Genomic DNA, 19,120 nt, shown 5'->3' with positions numbered 1-19,120 from the left:
CTATCGTTGCAAATAGACTTTTTTCTCATTGTACCCACAAGCTCTCATTCACATAACACCTAGCAAGTTGGCCAATCTGCGGTAGAAATTCTATTGAATTGTGGCGATAATCACTGTAATATTATCGCTACCACCATGTTGCTTGGCTGCATCGACCAAGGCTTGAGCGGCGAGTTCGTTAGTTTCGGCTTGGAGATGGATCGCGATTTCGTCGTGGGGAACTTCCTCTGTCAGACCATCACTACAGAGTAAGATGCGATCGCCAGAGCAGACTTCTTGAGTTTGAATATTAATCTGGCGCAGATCGCGACGACCGAGACAGTGTGAAAGTACGTGACGTAGCGGATGTACTCGAGCTTCATCCGCATTGAGTTGACCCAATTTCATTGCCCTAGCCACCCAGGTATCATCTTCAGTAATTAGGTCTAATTTGTCACCACGGAGCCGATAGAGACGGGAGTCACCGACATGAGCCGACCAGACTATATCGTCGCGGAATAAAATCATCACCATAGTGGTGCCCATATCGCCCCGCACCGAGTTCTGTTCCTGGTCGGCGACAATTGCATCATTGGATGCAATTAGAGCTTGTGCGAGCAGGTTTTTGGTATCGGGTTCGCTGTCCCAATGTTTGTTTAGATATGTATGCGCTGTCTCAATCGCGATCCGGCTAGCTTCTTCGCCACCAGCATGGCCGCCCATCCCATCAGCAACTATAAAAAATCGTCCATCAGGATCGATATGATATGCATCTTGGTTGGCACTGCGGACCATACCTTTATCTGTGAGACCTGTGAACAGCGATTTCATAATCTAATACCTGTACCGATTAACAATCCAAAATTTTAAAATAGACAGAAGATGGAGATTGCTATTAATTTGTTTGCAAATCTTATCATCCGAAAAGCTCACTGCGTCTTTGCTACTATCAATACCATAGTACCCAAATTGGGACTAATCGTCTGTAATCTATGACATCCGATCTTGGCGATCGAGTTTGCGCATTTGCCGAAACCAAATTACTAAAGCGATCAAGGCAATTGTGCCAACTACCCCAGCCGCGATCGCATATTGATTGACAAATAGCATCGTAGCAGACAATGTAAATGTAGCAACTAAAATCGCATAATTAGTGTTTTGCTGCATCGCACTGAGTCTGCGTAAGTATCGATCGGTTTCGCTCGAACGTACCCGCACGCGAATATCACCGCGTTCTAATTTGTCGATCGTTTCTTCCAGTCGGCGGGGTAATCCGAGGGCTGAAGTCCCTACTTGGGCGGCTTGTCTGCCGATTTCGGCGAGGAATGTATTGGCATCGGGGGTACTATTACCGTTCATATTCATCATTTCAAAGGCAAAGGGCTGGGCTGCGGTCATGAAGTTAAAATCGGGATCGAGTCCTTTCCCAACTCCTTCGATCGTCGAAAATGCGCGCATGACGAAGGTAAAGGTGGCGGGAAACCGGAAGGGTTGTCCATAGGCGATATCATAGAGATCGTCGGTAATCTGAGAGATCGATTGAGCTTCAAAGGGTTTATCGAGAAAATTGTCTAGCAGGTATTGGATCGATCGCCGAATCGGATCGGTATCTGCTTCTGTCGATATTGCCCCTAATTCGACTAAACCTCTGACCACACGATCGGCATTCCGTCCCGCGATAGCTAATAGAGTATCCATTAACTTATCCTTGGTTCCAGGCGCAATTCGCCCCATCATCCCAAAATCATAGAAGATTAAGGCTCCAGTTTTTGGATCGATCGCTACATTCCCTGGATGGGGATCGGCATGAAAAAAGCCATCGGTGAGCAGTTGCTGAAGATAAGCAGTCGCACTCTGACGGGCGATCGTTTGGCGATCGAGTCCAGCAGCTTCCAATCCTTCGTAGTGGCTGATTTTAATCCCTGGTAGATACTGTAATGTCAGCGTCCGAGTAGAGGAATATCGCCAGTAAACGCGAGGTACCATGACCCAATCTTGCGATCGAAAGTTCCGCCGAAAGGTATCCGCATTTTGCCCTTCGCTAATATAGTCTGTCTCTTCCCACAGAATTCGACAACATTCGTCATAAATCCCCACCCAGTCTCGCCCACCCTGTCCCCATTTGGGATGGTTTTGAAAGTATTTGGCGATACCTCGAAGGATTTCCAGATCGATCGTAAATAATCTGTGCAATCCTGGGCGTTGCACCTTGACAACGACTTCTTCCCCTGTGTGCAACTTCGCCAGATGCACCTGTCCCAAACTCGCTGCGGCTAGAGGAATCTGCTCGAAACTTGCAAATAGTTCGGGAATATTTTTCCCCAAATCCCGCGCGATAATTTCTTCCACCTGCTCGTAACCAAATGCGGGTACCCGATCCTGTAACTTCGAGAGTTCCTCAACATATTCCACTGGAAACAAGTCAGCACGAGTCGAAAATAGCTGCCCTAACTTGATGAAAGTCGGCCCCAATTCCAAAAACGTATCTCTAATCCAAATCGCTTGCTTCCGCCGTCTAGCAGCCTGTTTTGCCTCAGTGTAGCCCCCAAGATAACTCCACTTCTTGCCATCGATCCAAGAACCATTCAAGAAAGTCAGGAAAAACGACCAAATATCAATTTTCCGCCGTCGCTTCGAGTAATTAGTCCGGTTCCATCGATAGGCACGATAATCGATACTAGCTGAAGGCTCTGGCACAATTTGGGGTATGGAAATAACGGACAATTCTGACACGGGATCTTCGGGTAGTAAGGACAATAAATCGCCACTAGACGGCGTGTAAGCTTCAGAGGTAGCAGTCACGGAATTTATCTTATTAGTTGTTAGTTGGTAGTTTTGTTGATTGCCTTTACCCTGCTTGGTTGCGCTTGTCCTAAAAAGGTGATCCACTTGCCTGTCCTACCGCAAAAGTTCGGTCGGGGAACCCGACTATGGAATGAACCCAAGCGGGGGTTTACCCAGGTGGATCGCTTTTCGCAAACCGTCGGGGAACCCGACGAGCACGCATCCGCTTTACCCTTTCCCCCTTCCCCTGTTTAAAATTATTGGCGATATGTTTGGATTTCGGCTCTGAGTCTGGCAATTTCAGCTCGGAGATCGTCGATTGTTTCTTGGACATCGACAGTTTGCCCATCTGCGGATACTGTAGTAGTGTTCCCACCAGCATTGCTAGTTTCTCGTGCGGCTCGATCGATTACTTCTTGGGTAAACTGACGAAGTTTTTCACCCTGTTCGGCATTAATTTTCCCTAGTTCGCTCAGGGTATAGGTCAAAGTCTCACCTAGCTTATCATTGAGGCTCTGTGCTAGTGCACGACCGACAAAAAAACTGTTCAGTACGGGTTTCGTCATGGGTAGCTACGTTTAATTGTGCTTCTGTAAAGAATTATAACGCGAGGACTGGGGCTGTTGGGAGTTTAGGTTTTAGGCTTTAGGTTTTAGGCTTTAGGGATTAGGCTTTAGAGATTAGGTGTTGGGTTTTTTGTCAAATCCTAGTCTCCCGTCACCCAATCCGGTAAGTGCAAAGTACAGGCTACAACAGTTGAGCCACGCGACTTCAGTCGCCGCTAGTGATGAAAAATCCGCCTGTCTTGTCGTTCTAAATATTACGCTGAAGGATTTATTTAGCCGAACCGTATTGCCCTGTCACCCAGTACTCCTCGCCCAAGCATCAAACCATGCTAAAAATCCTGGCAATCTCTGGTAGTCTCCGTTCGAGTTCTTCCAATACGACAATCTTGCGTGCGTTGATGGGGTTAGTACCTAAAAATACAAATTTCTCAATCTATGCGGGAATTGGCAATCTTCCACATTTTAATCCCGAATTTGATGACGAGCTAGTACTGATTTCCGTCCGAAATTGGCGGACTCAATTACAAGAATCCGACGCAGTAATTTTCTGCACGCCCGAATATGCACATGGCGTACCTGGCGCGCTCAAAAATGCCCTCGATTGGATCGTGTCTTCGGGTGAGTTTATGCATAAACCCACTGCGGTAATTAGCGCATCCCCATCAATGGATGGTGGCGCGAAAGCGAATGCTTCACTCGTAGAAACACTCAAGGTGATGATGGCGGAAATAGTTGTTGGATCGACACTGTGTATTCCAGGTGTTTCTGCTAAACTTAGCCCAGAAGGTGAGATAAAAGATCCTCAGACAGAACGATCTCTTCGATCTTTACTCGATAATTTGATTGGTTCGATCGACAAAATCTGATATGCTTTGCATGGTGATAATCTGAGTCAGATTGTAGGGTGTGTTAGGCTGTACCCTTAACGCACCAACTAATAGCTTGGGCGGTTATTTTTGGCGAAAACGCCATCTATACCAGTGCAAAGTACAGTGTCAATTTTGGATTTAAGTCAAAATCGAGGTAGCGCAATCTAGAATCCGACTGAGAATTGCGATGAATAGACTGGATAGAATTGCCTAATTACTTGGACAAATAATAACTACCACATTAACAAGCAAAGAGTCTACGCCACAGGGGCATCCAAATAGTGGGTGAATTCAAACTCAATCTCTATCGAGTTGCGATCGATCATATTTACGTCTTACAACTTATCCTAGTCTTCGTCCCAACCTTCAACTTCGAGTAATTCACTAACTGGATCTTGAAGTGTAAAACCGAACTCTAGTAGTTCATTTTTCCAATGTTTCCATTTGTCACCGTATAAAAAGGCAATTTTCCAAATTCCATCGCTCGGACTGAGAATCTTGGACGCGACCAAAGACTCGACTTGACGTTGCATTTTCACCATCGGGTGAAGCACTTGCTGGGTCATAGATAAAGATTTAATTGTTTTAATGCTTAATTTCGAACTAACTTCCCGCTCAATACTCTTTACTAACTGAGTAATCCAATACGCTAGGGAAGTTCACATTCATATTTGTACCGCACAACAGGGAACATTGTCAAACTTTATTTCAGTCACTATCGTTACAAAAAATGTAGTTCCACCTTCTGCCGCTCCAGCCGCTCTCTCATGATCGGCTATGCCAAGATCGTTGCGATGGAAAGGGTTAAAGACTGGACAGAGCCTAAAAACGAGGCATGGTTGGGAGCAGATTGAGGAAATCTGAGATCCCAACTAGTCAAGTAAGATTTCTCTTTGCATTAGTTTCTCCGTAAATGTAGAGTATCGATCTGAACTATTTTTAATAGTGTTTATACGCCATTTTGCCGATATATTTTGGTAATTAAAGCTTTCCTATACTGACAAAATCTGTGATTTTAAGACTTTACTGGCGTAACTACTGGATATTTTAGAGACAAATTAATGGCGTTGCTGAATTGGGGTATGAAAAAGATCGACGGGATTCGGGGTTCGGGGTTCGGAAAGAGAAAAGAGGAACGCTAATTTTTGTCAGAAGTACAGAATCAGATCTCGATTCAGCGATGCCATCCAAGATAAAAAATATTTCTCCACCTAAATTTTTGTATCTAAATCTATCGATCGAGTTAGTTTAATTCTGGCAGCCAGATATTATAAAAGACATAAATATTGGCGATGATAACCCACAATGAAGACTCCTATACTTTTGGTTGCTCCCCTCGCCCTAACTAGTGTGCTAATGGTTGCAGATATCGCGCACGCGCAAACCTACGCGCCTTCTAACCGCATTCCGGTGGCGGACAATAGTTTAGGCACTCAAGTTTCTGGCAATAATAATAACGTTAGCATCGTGGGTGGGCTGCAAAAAGGACAGACTTTATTTCATAGTTTCAGCGATTTTTCTGTACCTACCAGTGGACAAGCTAATTTTCTCAATCCAGCAGGGAATCGCGATATTATTACCCGCGTGACGGGAGGATTATTTTCAGATATTAATGGGACTGTAAATACCCAAGGAGCTAATTTTTTCCTAATTAATCCCAATGGGCTGGTATTTGGACCGAATGCTCGATTAAATGTAGGAAAAGCATTTGTGGGGAGTACTGCGAATGGGATCGAGTTAGTCGATAGTGGGGGGAGAACGATTACTTTTGGTACTAATCCGAATAGCGATGCACCATTACTATCTGTTAATCCCAATGTCTTTTTTAATATCTCTCGTTTAAACATGGGCGGGGGAAATGGCGCGATTAGAAATTTTGGGACATTGCAAACTCAGAATGACAGCCAATACATTGGTTTAATTGGTGGAAATGTCACCCTCGATGGTAGTTTGGGCGGCGGAAAAATAATCGCGCCTGGGGGACGAGTAGATATTGGTGGATTGAATAGTGTCGGAACTGTGAGTATCGATAACAAGGGTTTAGTCTTTGGTGGCGGTGGATTACACAGTGATGTATCGCTGATTAATGGCGCGAACGTGACAGTCCGCGCTACGGGAACTCTAGACACCGTTCAGACATTTTTTAATAATGTGACTGCTCCTGGTAGCAGCATTAATATCAGTGCAAACAATCTCGATCTTCTTAACTCAGGTACGCAGTCTGGTACCCAATCTCCAGCCTTGGATGCGGGTTTGGAAACAAATTTGCAGGTACCAACGAAAGCTGCTGGAGATATTAAGATCGATGCCATCGGGAAAGTCAATATCAATAATTCGGTTATTAAGAACACCTTACGCGCTGGCGCAGAGGGCGGTATTGGTGGTATTAAAATTCAGGCTGGTGCTTTAAATATTAATAACTCACTTATATCAGCAGGGACAGGTGGCAAGGGCAATGCTGGCAATATCGATCTTACCGTAAGTGGAGGTATGAATCTTACAAATAATAGCGTTATTTCAAGTGAGAATTTATTGCAAACTGCCCAAGGAAATGCGGGAGATATTAATATTAAAACTACTGGAGATATTAAGATATCTGGCTACGAGTCAGGATCGACTAACCCCACATCATCTTATCTCATTAGCCAAACAGTGGGTCAAGGTAATGCAGGAAAAATAACCATTGATACTCAGGGTAAATTGTCGGTTGTCAATAGCGGAGAAATTTCGAGTAAAATTGGTGCGACAGCAGTAGGGAATAGTAAAGGTGTTAGTATTGTGGCGCGAGAATTGGATCTTGCAAACAATAGTGATATTTCCACGATCGCATTACAAGCTAATCGAGTAAATGGCAAAGGTAACGCAGGAGATATCAATATCAAATCTACTGGAGATATTAAGATATCTGGCTATGATTCATCATCAACTAACCCCAGTACCTCGTTTATTAGTAGCAATACTTTCGGGCAAGGTGATACTGGCAAAATTACTATTGAGACTCAGGGTAAGTTGTCTCTGGTAAATTATGGAAATATTTCTAGTACGATCTCTGATGTAGCAGTCGGGAATAGTAAAGGTATTAGCATCTCGGCGCGAGAATTAGAACTAGCCAATCAGAGTAGTATTGACACAAGTACACTCACATCGGCGCAAGGTAATGCGGGAAATATTAATGTTAAAACTACTGGAGATATTAAGATATCTGGATACAATTCATCATTGAAAAATCCCACCACTTCAGATATATCTTTCATCAACAGTAGTAATTTCGGAAAAGGTGATGCAGGAAAAATAACCATCGATACTCAGGGTAAGTTGTCTCTTGTTAATCAAGGTGAAATTTTTAGTGCGATCGCTCAGACAGGATCAGGTAATAGTAAAGGGATCGATATCACAGCGCGAGAAGTGGAACTAGCCAATCAGAGTTATATTTCTACTAGTACATTTCAAACCGATCGAGTGAATGGCAAAGGTAATGCAGGAGATATCAATATTAAATCTACTGGAGATATTAAGATATCTGGCTACGATTCATCATCAACTAATCCCACTAATTCAAATACGTCATATATCGATAGCAGTACTTATGGACAGGGAGATACAGGGAAAATTACTATTGATACTCAGGGTAAGTTATCTCTCTTTAATGGAGGGAGAATTTCTAGCACGATCGATTCAGTCGCGGTAGGTAATAGTAAAGGCATTAATATTGCAGCGCAGGAATTGGAGCTAGCTAATAGTAGTTACATTGAAGCAAGTACATTCCAGTCCGAGCGAGTGGAGAACAAAGGTAAGGGCGGCGATATTAATATTAAAACTGCTGGAGACATTAAGATATCTGGATCGACTAATTTTAACCCGCTGAAAGCATCACAAATCCGTAGTAATTCCTACGGCAAAGGGGATGCTGGTAAGATCGAGATCGACTCTCAGGGCAAATTATCTCTAGTCAATCAAGGTGTAATTAATAGTGCGATTGCACCTAGTGCGATCGGCAATAGTCAGGGCATTAAAATTAATGCCAAAGAATTGGAAATAGCGAATGGAAGCACGATTGGAACAGTCACATTACAAGCCGATCGAGTAGATGGCAAAGGTAATGCTGGAGACATCGAAATTATAACTACTGGAGATATTAAGATATCTGGCGCAACTAATTTCACAGTAGGACAAGTCTCGCAAATTAATAGCGGTAGTTCTGGACAGGGTAATGCGGGTAAGATCTCGATCGATACTCAAGGTAAATTGTTATTAGAAAATCAAGGTGTTGTTATTAGTGGCATTCGTAAGGATGCAATAGGTAATGCTAAAGGTATTTCGATCTCCGCACGGGAGATCGAATTAAACAATGCTAGTTTTATTGGCAGTGGTACAGACCAGATTGCCAGTATAAATGGTACTGGTAAAGCGGGAAATATCGATCTTAAAGTCAAAGACAAAATCTCCTTGAAAAATCTCTCATCAATCTTTACCAGAAGCATTGGTACGGGAGAAGCTGGCAATGTTTCAGTTAGTTCCTCTCAATTGTCATTCAAGAACGGCGGAATTTTATCAGATGCCAAATCTGTTAGCGGCGGTAATATTACCCTAGCAATTAGCGATCGACTATTATTACAAAATGCTAGTTTTATAACTACTAGTTCTGGTAGCAGCGAACGAAATGGTAATGGTGGGAATATCACGATTAGTAGTCCTTTAATTATCGCCACACCTGGCGATAATAATATCATCGCTAATGCCTATGCTGGCACGGGTGGTAATGTTAATATCACCAGTCAAGGCTTATTTGGCATTCAATATCGCACTCAAGGTTCGGACTTCACTAATGATATTACCGCCAGTTCGACCTTCGGACAGAGTGGAGTCGTCACGATCAGCACCCCAGGGACAGATCCAGGAAAAGACAAAGGCGAACTCAAGGCTGCGCCCAATGATGCGAGTAATCAAATTTCCCAAGCCTGTAGTGCCAGTCAACGGGATAACAAGTTCTATATCATCGGACGCGGCGGACACCCACCAAATGCGGAAGATCCCCTCACCAGTGAGGTAGTTTGGCGCGATCCTCGCACTGCGAATTCGCAGCCTGTAGCTAGTAATGCGAACAGTCAAACCACTCGAAAATTAGTACCACCTGCGGTGGGTTGGGTCTTTGACGGGAAGGGGAAGGTGACGCTAATTGCCGCCCAGACGGAGGACTCGCCGACCAGCACCAGGGTTATCTGTCCGCAGTGGGGAAAATAAGTAATAAGTAGCTAGTGTCGATAGAGGTTAGAGAGTGGATTTAAAGACGCAAGGGTTCGGAGAACCCCGAATCCCTACTCTCTACCCGCCACAACCCTGTTAACGCATAGAATCTTCAGGACTATTGGCATTCCAAGGTGCCATGAAAAACAGCATCACCATCCCTGGTATTGCGATTGCTAATGTCACCAAAAAGAATCCGCCCCAGCCCGCTAGTCCAGCCGCCCCAGTCCCGGCACCGAACTTAGTTGCCAGTTCTCCCGCTGCTGGGCCAGCAATCAGATCCCGACCTACCGCCATCAAGCTGGATAACAGTGCAAACTGAGTGGCTGAAAATTCGGGATTGCATAGACTCATGAGATATCCCACAAAACCTGCAACAGCTAAACCACTACAAAAATTTTCGATATTAATCGCCACTACCATCGCTGAGAGATTCTTGCCCGTTAAAGCCAGAAAGTAATAAGCCAAATTACTGGCAGCTTGTAGACCGCCAAACACCCACAGCGATCGATTGATACCTAATTTACTCAAGAAAGAGCCGCCAGCTAAGGTACCAACAATTGTGGCAATTAAGCCCATCCCTTGTCGAATATTGCCGATGTCCGTATCACTGAAGCCCAGCCCTTTAGCACCGAGAAACGACACCGCCATTTTCGCCACCATTGCATCACCGAGCCGAAACACCACAATAAAAATTAGAACTAAAATAGCCTGTTGGGTACCCAGGCGACGAAAAAATTCCAAAAAAGGCTGTATGACAGCTTCGCCAATATTTGGTGGGGTGATATTAGCTTTTTCATTAGGTGCGATGAAAGAACCCACGATCCCAATTCCCAAGAATAGTGCCATGACACCATATACCGATGCCCAGCCAATCCGATCTGCCAAAACGAAGGCAATCCAACCTGTCAGCAGTAACGCCACTCTATAGCCCAACAGAGCCACCGATGCGCCAGCTCCCACTTCCAAAGTGCTAACTACATCAGTTCGGTAGGCATCAACTGCTATATCCTGAGTTGCACTTAAAAAGGCGATCGCCACGGCGGTAATAGCAACTAATTGCAGGGCATTGTTTCTACCTGCGGGATCTAATCCGGCAATTACCCCCATCTGACTAGCCAAACCCAGAATCGCAATAATTAGCCCAATTTGAGTAGCCAGAATCCAGCCCCTTCGTCGTCCCAGCACAGGTAGTCGAAAGTAGTCAATTAATGGCGACCAGAGAAATTTGAGCGAATAAGGTAAACCCACCAAACTCAACCACCCAATGGTCTTGATATCAAATCCAGTCTTAGTCAGCCATGCTCTAAAAGCATCATCAGCTAGAGCGTATGGTAAGCCAGAGGCAAAGCCAAGTAGCAAAATTGCTACCATCTTCCGACTATTAAATACTGCGAAATATGAGGAAATTGACTTCATGATGCATTCCTTAATTTAGGGCGAGCGTGTTGTTTTAATTACACATGCCGCAGATCGTAGCCCATCTGGGTATGTAGGATCTTGAAGGCTTCATAGCAGATACTATCGCAAATCCAAGCATCATGACGATCGATCGCGATCTCGATCGATAATTGATGATTGGGTTGTTAGAGTGAAATTTAGATCTCACACTAACAACAGTCCACCAACCGAATGCTGTTCGAGCAGACGAAAAGCGGTGTCAATTACTTGTTCGGCATTACTGAATTGTCCTGCGTCAATTTACGATTAAATGAATCGTTATTGTTCGGTTTTGAGGACGATCTCCATTGGCAACAATCTAAGATCGATCGATCTTCAATTTACTAATCCCCTCAATATCTAATAAATACCCCTGCACCATCTCTAAAGCATATCGATCGGGTAAAACTTGCTGAAACTTACTAAACCGATAATTAGGGAGATTCTGTAATAAATATTTTTGAGTTTCTTTTAACTTCCAAAACTCTGGTTTAATTACCTCTGAGATCGCACTCTCAAACATTGTTGCTGTTAAATGTTCGCCTGTGACAGTAATTTGAAAATTATCCGCTCTGACTTCCCAACCCCAGAGACATTCCAACCCATATTTCAACGTGCGATTGATTCTCCCGCCTGCGAATGTCCACCATTGTACCTGTTTATCTTCTTCCCAAATTATTCGATCGACAACTTCCTGACGGCGTTCGCTCCGAGCAGTGTTCAATACTAATTTAGCATCCTTATCTAAATAGACTAGATCGGCTTTAGATTTTAATAAAGTGGCGATTTCCTGACAGATATCCCAGCCCAGAAATTGCGGAATAAATCCGCCCCAGGTTGGTTTCTTGCCGTGGGGTGCCGGAGCTACTATTATCTTGCGATTATCCCGATCGATCGATTGGGCGATCCAGGCTCTGCCACCCAATAAGAAACAACTAATTTCGGGTGTGAGAGTATCGATAAATTTTTGTTCTAATGAGCCGATCGGTTGGTCATCTAGGGTGTAAACTTCATACTGTTGGGGCGAACTAAATACCGCATATAAAGCCATAAAGTTCTTCCGTCCGAAAGCTTTTTCAGCTTCAGTTCCGATCGCCAGTAATCCCCCAGTCAGATAAAGATAATTTGTCTTAATCATATGCTTGATTAAGCGATCGAATTCCGTTCGTTTAATCCCTTTGAAATCGGGAATCGTGCCTAATTGTGCCCACACATCCCCAGGTGAAATCGAAGTTGCTTGCAGCGTCATCGCCAGTAATTGTTGGACTAATACCGCCCAATTGCGATCGGATACCACGATCGATTCTACCCAATTTCGCCGTGCTAATTCTACCACCGCGATCGCTTGTAATAGAGCCGCCGAATTATCGATCAAAAACGTCGTATTCGCACCGCCACCCCGTCTACCCGTGCGCCCCAATCGTTGTAAAAAAGCCGAAACCGTATCCGGTGCATTCGCCTGTAATACCGCATCCAAATCGCCGACATCGATCCCCAATTCCAACGTCGAAGTACAGACGATACAATTATTATGCCCATTGGCAAACCGTTCCTCAGCCAGGGTGCGCTCCTCCAACGCCACCGAACTATGATGGATGAACACATCAATCCCGCGATTTTGCATCGCTCCAGATATTTCCTCAGCCAGCGCACGACTCTGACAGAATAATAGACTCTTTTTGCCCTGCGCCAACATACTCGATCGATTAGCTATATCCAGCTTAGAATCCTGCATCAAGATCCGAATCTCTTTTTTACTATGCTCCTTGGGCGGATCGATCTTACAGCGCGGACGCTCAGAAGTCCCCTGCAACCAGTCCAGAATCACGTCAGGATTGCCCACAGTGGCACTCAAACCCACTCGTTGAACATCATTGACGCTCACCCGAATTAACCGCTCTAGCACTGACATTAGCTGCGCTCCTCGATCGCTCCCAGCCAGGGCGTGAACCTCGTCAATTACCACCGCCCGTAAATCTGCAAATATCTCAGCATGGGGCACACTCCCCGACATCAACATCACTTCCAAGGATTCGGGAGTCGTCATCAACAGCGTTGCCGGCTGTTTACGAAAAGCTTTTTTCTCGGCGGCTTTAATATCTCCATGCCACAAAAACCGACTCAAACCGAGCATCTGAGTATACATCCCTAATCGCTCGGCTTGATTATTCAACAACGCCTTAATCGGCGCGATATACAGAATCCCCACGCCCTGCGGTTCCTTTTCTACTATCTTTGCCAACAGCGGAAACATACTCGCCTCTGTCTTCCCCCCAGCAGTCGGTGCGAGAACGATCGTATTATAACCATCAAGGATCGCATGTCCCGCCAGTTCTTGGACTGGGCGCAATGATGTCCAACCCAAGCGGGAAGTAATGGCGGATTGTAATCGATCGGGAAAACGGGAAAAAGCAGATGTCATAGTTATAATCAAAGGAGGATAATTAATATCCCAAATCATACGGTAGTTAATTACAATTTTTTGATGTAGAGAAACGAATGGCATTAGGGAATACTCTAAAGATAGAACTAGCTTCCGCTGATGACAATATATACGTTTGAGCTTCAAGATTGTACAATCGCGCCGATATCTCAACAAACTTTTCAAAATCTCCACATCCTCGAACGAACTCATCTTCAAAAAGCTCTACGCGATCGCATCGCAGCTATTTCACCAGATACTCTAATAATTTCTGAAGAATTTTCAGACTGGAGTGAAGGCACTAGACGAATAGATTTATTAGGAATCGATCGAGATAGTAATATCGTCGTTATCGAACTCAAGCGCGACGAAACAGGATCGCATATGGAGTTACAGGCCCTGAGATATGCGGCAATGGTATCTACGCTTACTTTTAAAGGAGCCATCGATATTTATCAAAAGCACCTAAATAGATTAGGAGAATCCAAAGATGCTGAAATTGAGTTGCGAAATTTTTTAGGTGGCGAAGAACAAGATGTTATATTTCCTAATGATGTACGGATTGTCTTAGCTGCTGCGAACTTTAGTCCTGAGATTACTACTACTGCGATCTGGCTAAATCAGCGAAATCTAGATATTCGCTGTGTGAGATTAACGCCGTATCAATTAAATGAAACAGTATTACTAGATATCGAGCAAATTATTCCTTTGCCAGAAGCACAAGACTATCAGGTTAAAGTTCGCGAACAATCTAACGAACAAAGATCTATCCAGATTGCAACAAAAAAAGCTGACCATACTCGGTATCTATTCGACGGCAATATTTACAATAAGCGGCGATTAGTACTGGCAGTAATCAGTAAACATGTAAAGGATAATTCATCCTTTACATGTGGTGAAATCGAAAAAGCATTTTCGTTCCAATTAGTAGTCAGTTTGAAGCAAGAGGTAAAGTTTGACAAGCTATATTTCATGAAGCCTAATGAGGTTATCACAACAGTCGATGGAGAGGAATTGGTTGTTTACAATCAGTGGACTATTGATAGCATCACTAAATTCATCGATCGCGTTCGTAATGATTTCAAATACCAGATTGATATTTATCAAGAAAGTGAAGATTTTAATTAGAATCCTAGCTATCGATCGACTTGCCGTACTACCAAAATGCAAATATGCTTGCTTGCGATCGCATTTAGACGAGCTTATCGATCGAGTATTTATATCTTCAAAAGTTTGCGAGTCAAGGATTGTAGACATTTAAAAGTCCATCTGCTAGTCGCTTGCTGCGGACACTAATAATTAATTTTTAGTCAGCTTATGCAGAAATAGGATAGATATTTGATGTCTATCCCATTTTTAGGTCTTGGTTTAGTGACATCATATTCTGAGTGTTTTTATCTGTGTCTATGAATACTGCCGATCGATCTGCTGCTAATCAAAACCTATTTCTAGCCACAATGGCTTTTGCGGTGGCGTTTGCCAATTGGGGCATCATCTCAGGGTTAGCACCATTATTAAGGAAAGAATTGGGGCTATCGGTGACGCAAGCGAGTGTGATGATTGCGATTCCCGTTTTATTAGGCTCTGTCGGACGAATTCCGCTGGGGCTGTTGACCGATCGATACGGCGGCCGCATCGTGTTTAGTATACTATTAGCATTTACGATCGTCCCGGCTGTCGCACTTTCACTCAATCATTCCTATCCCAGCTTGCTATTCTGGGGCTTCTGGATGGGGCTAGCAGGTACTTCTTTTGCTGTGGGTGTGGCTTTTGTCTCTGGTTGGTTTCCACCGAGTCAGCAGGGCACTACGTTGGGCATTTATGGCGCGGGAAATATCGGACAGTCGGTGGCGGTGTTTGGTGGGCCAGTTTTAGCTGCTAATATCGGTATTCCGGCGACGTTTCTCGTTTTTAGTGCGGTTGCTGTAGTGTGGGGTGGGATTTTCGCACTGACTGCAAATAATGCCAAGCCGCCAAGTAAATCTAAATCACTGGCTGAAAATATCGCAGTATTGAAAACTGAAAAATTGTCTTGGGTATTGAGTATCTTCTACGCACTAACATTTGGTGGCTTCGTCGCGCTGAGTATTTATTTACCTACCCTCTATAAGGAAGTCTTTGCACTAGCTCCAGCAGATGCAGGGGCGAGAACTGCATTTTTTGTCTTGGTAGCCACTTTATCCCGTCCTGTCGGTGGCATATTGAGCGACAAGATCGGTGGTCAAAAGCTGCTTGTGGGCGTATTTCTAGGCATTGCGGCGATTAGTTGGTTGATGGCGATGCCCTCGATCGTGTTGTTTACGATTGGCTCGATCGGTTGTGCTGTATTATTTGGACTGGGTAATGGTGGTGTCTTTAAACTCGTACCCCAATATTTCCCTCAGCAGACGGGAAGTGTCACCGGACTAGTCGGTGCTGCGGGAGGACTGGGTGGCTTTTTCCCACCGATTGTTTTGGGGATTTGCCGAGATGTAACTGGAAGTTATGCAATGGGCTTTGGCTTGCTAATTATTTTCGCGCTCACTTGTACGGCAATTCTCAGTCAGACGTTCTTGAAATCACCTGCTAGAATATCTTAACGGCCTGTTCAGAGTAACCAAAAATTGGTTGCGTAGCAACTGGATTGTGAAGTCAAAGGGGTTAGCGATCGAAAAACCAGCTAAGTGACACAAAATGGGATCGGGGGCAAGGTCACTGCAAAATCGGCAAGTCATGCGATCGCACCGACATCACTTACCGATCGAAGGCATCTTTCCTTTACCCTTGCCCCTAATTTAATATGCTAGAGTCTCTAAAGTTTCGCGGAGATAGCGTTGGACGCGAGCATCGAGATTGAGATCTGATTGCTCTAGAGTAGTTAATTGTGATGCCCAGTGTTGAAACCCCGAACTAGCGGCGATCGCTTGCTTGAGGCTAGTCCAAATCGAGGTATCGTTAGTGGGTATGTGTGAGGAGATACTCATCTGAAAACTATGCCAAAAAAAGAATGATTTTGTTGTGGCGAGAAGTTTTACAATAACTTTTCTCACAATCTCTATCATAACTTAATTTAATCGACTGTCCAGTTGTTTGTGATACAACACAAATGGTAAGTACATCTGGCTGAGAATCGAGAAAATCTGTCGATATCACAAGAAAATTTTCAGATCTCGCGCTACCATGAGATAATGTCTGAAATCGAGTCAGAGAACTGAATTAAACGAATTGCTGTGTTTCATAAGTACTGTTACCAAGCAATTTCAGCTAGATCGATCTCGAAGATCGTAGCGTTTAGTTTCAGGCACTGATTGACTGCTCGACAGCGAAAGAATTGTCAAGCACATATCTATCGCTGAAGATCGGTATCATATGTATCTATTTTAGGTATGCATCGGAATTATTATTTATTGGTGTCAAGAGCCAGAGAGGAAAAAAGCTGTGAGTGGAAATGAATCCCGGATGCAAGCAATTTATCAAATCACCAATCGCGAGCCAATGCCCCCCAAAGCTCCCAAACGATTGGAAGATCTGTGGGCGGTAGATGTCTTTACTTTGGCAAAGATGCAAGAAAGTCTGCCCAAGGATGTGTTTAAATCGGTAAAGAAGACGATCCAAACTGGCGAGCCACTAAACATCTCCATTGCTGACTCGATCGCTGTGGCGATGAAAGATTGGGCGATTTCTAAAGGGGCACTTTATTATGCTCACGTATTTTATCCCCTGACTAATGCCACTGCTGAAAAGCATGACGGTTTTGTATCCGTTCAAAGTGATGGAACAGTGATCTCGGAGTTTGCAGGTAAATTGCTCGTCCAGGGCGAACCAGATGGTTCTTCTTTCCCGAATGGTGGTATCCGTTCCACCTTTGAAGCGCGTGGTTATACGGCATGGGATGTGACCAGTCCAGCCTTTATCATGGAAACTGATAATGGTTCCACCCTGTGCATTCCGACGGTATTTGTATCTTGGACTGGGGAAGCTTTAGACAAGAAAACACCCCTGTTGCGTTCCAACGCGGCGATGAATAAGGCAGCGACCAGAGTCTTAAAGATCTTGGGCAATACTAATATCGCTCCAGTCAATTCTAGTTGCGGTGCAGAGCAAGAATACTTCCTTGTCGATGCTAATTTTGCAATTAATCGTCCCGACCTCTTATTGGCAGGCAGAACCCTGTTTGGGAAGCCACCTGCAAAAGGTCAACAATTTGACGACCACTACTTTGGGGCAATTCCAGAGCGGGTTCAGGTGTACATGCAGGATGTCGAAGAAAAACTCTATAGACTGGGCATCCCCGCCAAAACCCGTCACAACGAAGTAGCACCAGGTCAGTTTGAAATCGCACCTTACCATGAGGCAGCAAACGTCGCCACCGACCACCAACATCTGATCATGACAATTCTGCGCACCACTGCGAAAAAGCATGGTTTTATGTGCTTGCTCCACGAGAAGCCGTTTGCAGGGATTAATGGTTCGGGTAAACACGTCAACTGGTCGGTTGGAAATGCCACTCAAGGCAACCTTTTAGACCCAGGTGACAATCCTCACTCCAACGCTCAATTCCTAGTCTTCTGCGGTGCAGTAATTCGTGGCGTTCATCAATACGGCCCGCTCTTACGTGCAGTCATCGCAACGGCTAGTAACGACCACCGTCTGGGCGCAAATGAAGCTCCACCAGCGATCATTTCCATGTACCTGGGTTCTCAACTGGAAGATGTCTTCGAGCAAATCAAGCAGGGTGCGCTCAAAGGATCGACCGCTAAAGGCACTATGAATATTGGTGTCGATACCTTGCCAATCTTGCCAAAAGATGCTGGCGATCGCAATCGAACTTCACCGTTTGCTTTTACTGGCAACCGTTTTGAGTTCCGAGCAGTGGGTTCGGGACAGTCGGTAGCAGGGCCATTAGTGGCAATGAATACGATCTTAGCAGAATCGCTGATCTGGATGGCTGACAAATTAGAAGCTGAAATCGCCAAAGGTAGCGAACTAAATGCGGCGATTCAAACTGTACTCAAAGAAGTCATCGACAACCACGGCGCAGTGGTATTCAATGGCAACGGTTACTCGGAAGAGTGGCATAAAATGGCGGTGGAAGAGCGCGGTTTACGCAACCTGCGGACGACAGCAGATGCATTACCAGTACTGAATGAAGCGGCAATCGTCAATTTATTCAGCAGCATGGGCATCCTCTCCCCTGTTGAACTAGCTAGTCGGTACGAAACCTACGCCGAGCAGTATATCAAGTCGATCGAAGTCGAAGCTAAACTAGTTATTAGTATTGCTAAAACTCTGATTTACCCTGCCGCAACTCGTTATCTAACTGACTTAGCAACTACGATTGCTGGACTCAAAGAAATCGGTGTTGATTTTGATGCTGAAAGTGCCCAAAGTGTAGCGACATCGACTAAATCAATGATGGATTGTGTCAGCAAGTTAACATCTGCATTGGACAATGACCATTTTGATACGATGGAAGCACACATGCAATATTTAGTCGCAACCGTTCGTCCGTTGATGGATGAAGTTCGCAAATATGCCGATGGACTAGAAGCTGAAGTTGCAGACGATTTATGGCCATTACCTACTTATCAAGAAATGTTATTCATTAAATAATATTCTATTGATTTATGTTAAAGATCGTTCGGTTAGAACGGTCTTTTTTTGTGAGAAAATCTCCCTGAGAGGACATATCCCCGACTTCTTCAAGAAGCGGCTCTCTCCCGCCTTTGTTCCCCGACCATGGAAGAGAGACAGCGACGCATCGACCTGGAGGTTTCCTCCAGGTTGTGTGCGTCAAGACAAGACAGCGGCTCGCGTTCCTCGGGTTCCCCGAGGGT

Annotated in this window: 13 protein-coding genes; 6 read left to right on the top strand and 7 right to left on the bottom strand. The window is 44.6% G+C overall.

Going from position 1 to position 19,120, the window contains the following annotated elements; genetic code table 11:
* Window positions 1-90 precede the first annotated feature (90 nt).
* The 3 genes from RMO55_RS18010 to RMO55_RS18000 all read right to left on the bottom strand — a co-directional run bounded on the left by RMO55_RS18010 (window position 91) and on the right by RMO55_RS18000 (window position 3,329).
* The gene (locus RMO55_RS18010; RefSeq protein ID WP_310428829.1) at window positions 91-810 is read right to left on the bottom strand and encodes a protein phosphatase 2C domain-containing protein; all 720 of its coding nucleotides are present in this window, start codon (window positions 808-810) and stop codon (window positions 91-93) included.
* Between the two features lie 159 nt (window positions 811-969).
* The gene (locus RMO55_RS18005; protein WP_396134390.1) at window positions 970-2,676 is read right to left on the bottom strand and encodes an ABC1 kinase family protein; all 1,707 of its coding nucleotides are present in this window, start codon (window positions 2,674-2,676) and stop codon (window positions 970-972) included.
* Window positions 2,677-3,020: 344 nt separating this feature from the next.
* The gene (locus tag RMO55_RS18000; RefSeq protein WP_310428826.1) at window positions 3,021-3,329 is read right to left on the bottom strand and encodes a DUF6825 family protein; all 309 of its coding nucleotides are present in this window, start codon (window positions 3,327-3,329) and stop codon (window positions 3,021-3,023) included.
* Between the two features lie 130 nt (window positions 3,330-3,459).
* Between RMO55_RS18000 and RMO55_RS17995 the strand changes: the two genes are divergently transcribed.
* Both RMO55_RS17995 and RMO55_RS17990 read left to right on the top strand, forming a co-directional pair.
* Complete coding sequence (locus RMO55_RS17995) at window positions 3,460-3,684, top strand: hypothetical protein (RefSeq protein WP_310428824.1); 225 nt, start codon at window positions 3,460-3,462, stop codon at window positions 3,682-3,684.
* Complete coding sequence (locus RMO55_RS17990; RefSeq protein ID WP_310428822.1) at window positions 3,656-4,195, top strand: NADPH-dependent FMN reductase; 540 nt, start codon at window positions 3,656-3,658, stop codon at window positions 4,193-4,195. Before RMO55_RS17995 ends, RMO55_RS17990 begins: the two co-directional genes overlap by 29 nt.
* Window positions 4,196-4,545: 350 nt before the next feature.
* On the opposite strand, the gene RMO55_RS17985 is transcribed toward RMO55_RS17990, so the two are convergent.
* The gene (locus RMO55_RS17985) at window positions 4,546-4,764 is read right to left on the bottom strand and encodes a DUF4327 family protein (protein ID WP_310428820.1); all 219 of its coding nucleotides are present in this window, start codon (window positions 4,762-4,764) and stop codon (window positions 4,546-4,548) included.
* Between the two features lie 739 nt (window positions 4,765-5,503).
* Here RMO55_RS17985 and RMO55_RS17980 point away from each other — a divergent pair.
* On the top strand, window positions 5,504-9,439 hold the full coding sequence (locus RMO55_RS17980) for a filamentous hemagglutinin N-terminal domain-containing protein (protein WP_310428818.1): 3,936 nt from the start codon (window positions 5,504-5,506) through the stop codon (window positions 9,437-9,439).
* A gap of 99 nt (window positions 9,440-9,538) precedes the next feature.
* On the opposite strand, the gene RMO55_RS17975 is transcribed toward RMO55_RS17980, so the two are convergent.
* Together RMO55_RS17975 and RMO55_RS17970 are read right to left on the bottom strand one after the other, a co-directional pair.
* Window positions 9,539-10,861, bottom strand: coding sequence for an AmpG family muropeptide MFS transporter (locus RMO55_RS17975; RefSeq protein WP_310428816.1), 1,323 nt, complete (start codon window positions 10,859-10,861; stop codon window positions 9,539-9,541).
* A 340-nt stretch (window positions 10,862-11,201) separates the two neighbouring features.
* Entirely contained in the window at window positions 11,202-13,304 is a 2,103-nt protein-coding gene (locus tag RMO55_RS17970) for a DEAD/DEAH box helicase (RefSeq protein WP_310428814.1), read from the bottom strand.
* Between the two features lie 120 nt (window positions 13,305-13,424).
* On the opposite strand from RMO55_RS17970, the gene RMO55_RS17965 reads away from it, so the two are divergent.
* Both RMO55_RS17965 and RMO55_RS17960 read left to right on the top strand, forming a co-directional pair.
* Complete coding sequence (locus tag RMO55_RS17965) at window positions 13,425-14,432, top strand: hypothetical protein (RefSeq protein WP_310428812.1); 1,008 nt, start codon at window positions 13,425-13,427, stop codon at window positions 14,430-14,432.
* A 278-nt stretch (window positions 14,433-14,710) separates the two neighbouring features.
* Entirely contained in the window at window positions 14,711-15,883 is a 1,173-nt protein-coding gene (locus RMO55_RS17960) for an MFS transporter (RefSeq protein WP_310428810.1), read from the top strand.
* A 195-nt stretch (window positions 15,884-16,078) separates the two neighbouring features.
* On the opposite strand, the gene RMO55_RS17955 is transcribed toward RMO55_RS17960, so the two are convergent.
* Complete coding sequence (locus tag RMO55_RS17955) at window positions 16,079-16,267, bottom strand: hypothetical protein (protein WP_310428808.1); 189 nt, start codon at window positions 16,265-16,267, stop codon at window positions 16,079-16,081.
* Window positions 16,268-16,721: 454 nt separating this feature from the next.
* Here RMO55_RS17955 and RMO55_RS17950 point away from each other — a divergent pair, with 454 nt between their 5' ends.
* Window positions 16,722-18,896: a glutamine synthetase III gene (locus RMO55_RS17950; protein WP_310428806.1), complete on the top strand. Its 2,175-nt coding sequence runs from the start codon at window positions 16,722-16,724 to the stop codon at window positions 18,894-18,896.
* Window positions 18,897-19,120 lie beyond the last annotated feature (224 nt).

This window comes from Chamaesiphon sp. VAR_48_metabat_135_sub (assembly GCF_031418915.1).
In the GTDB taxonomy this organism is placed as follows: Bacteria; Cyanobacteriota; Cyanobacteriia; order Cyanobacteriales; family Chamaesiphonaceae; genus Chamaesiphon.
This window is presented reverse-complemented; position numbering and strand designations above follow the sequence as displayed.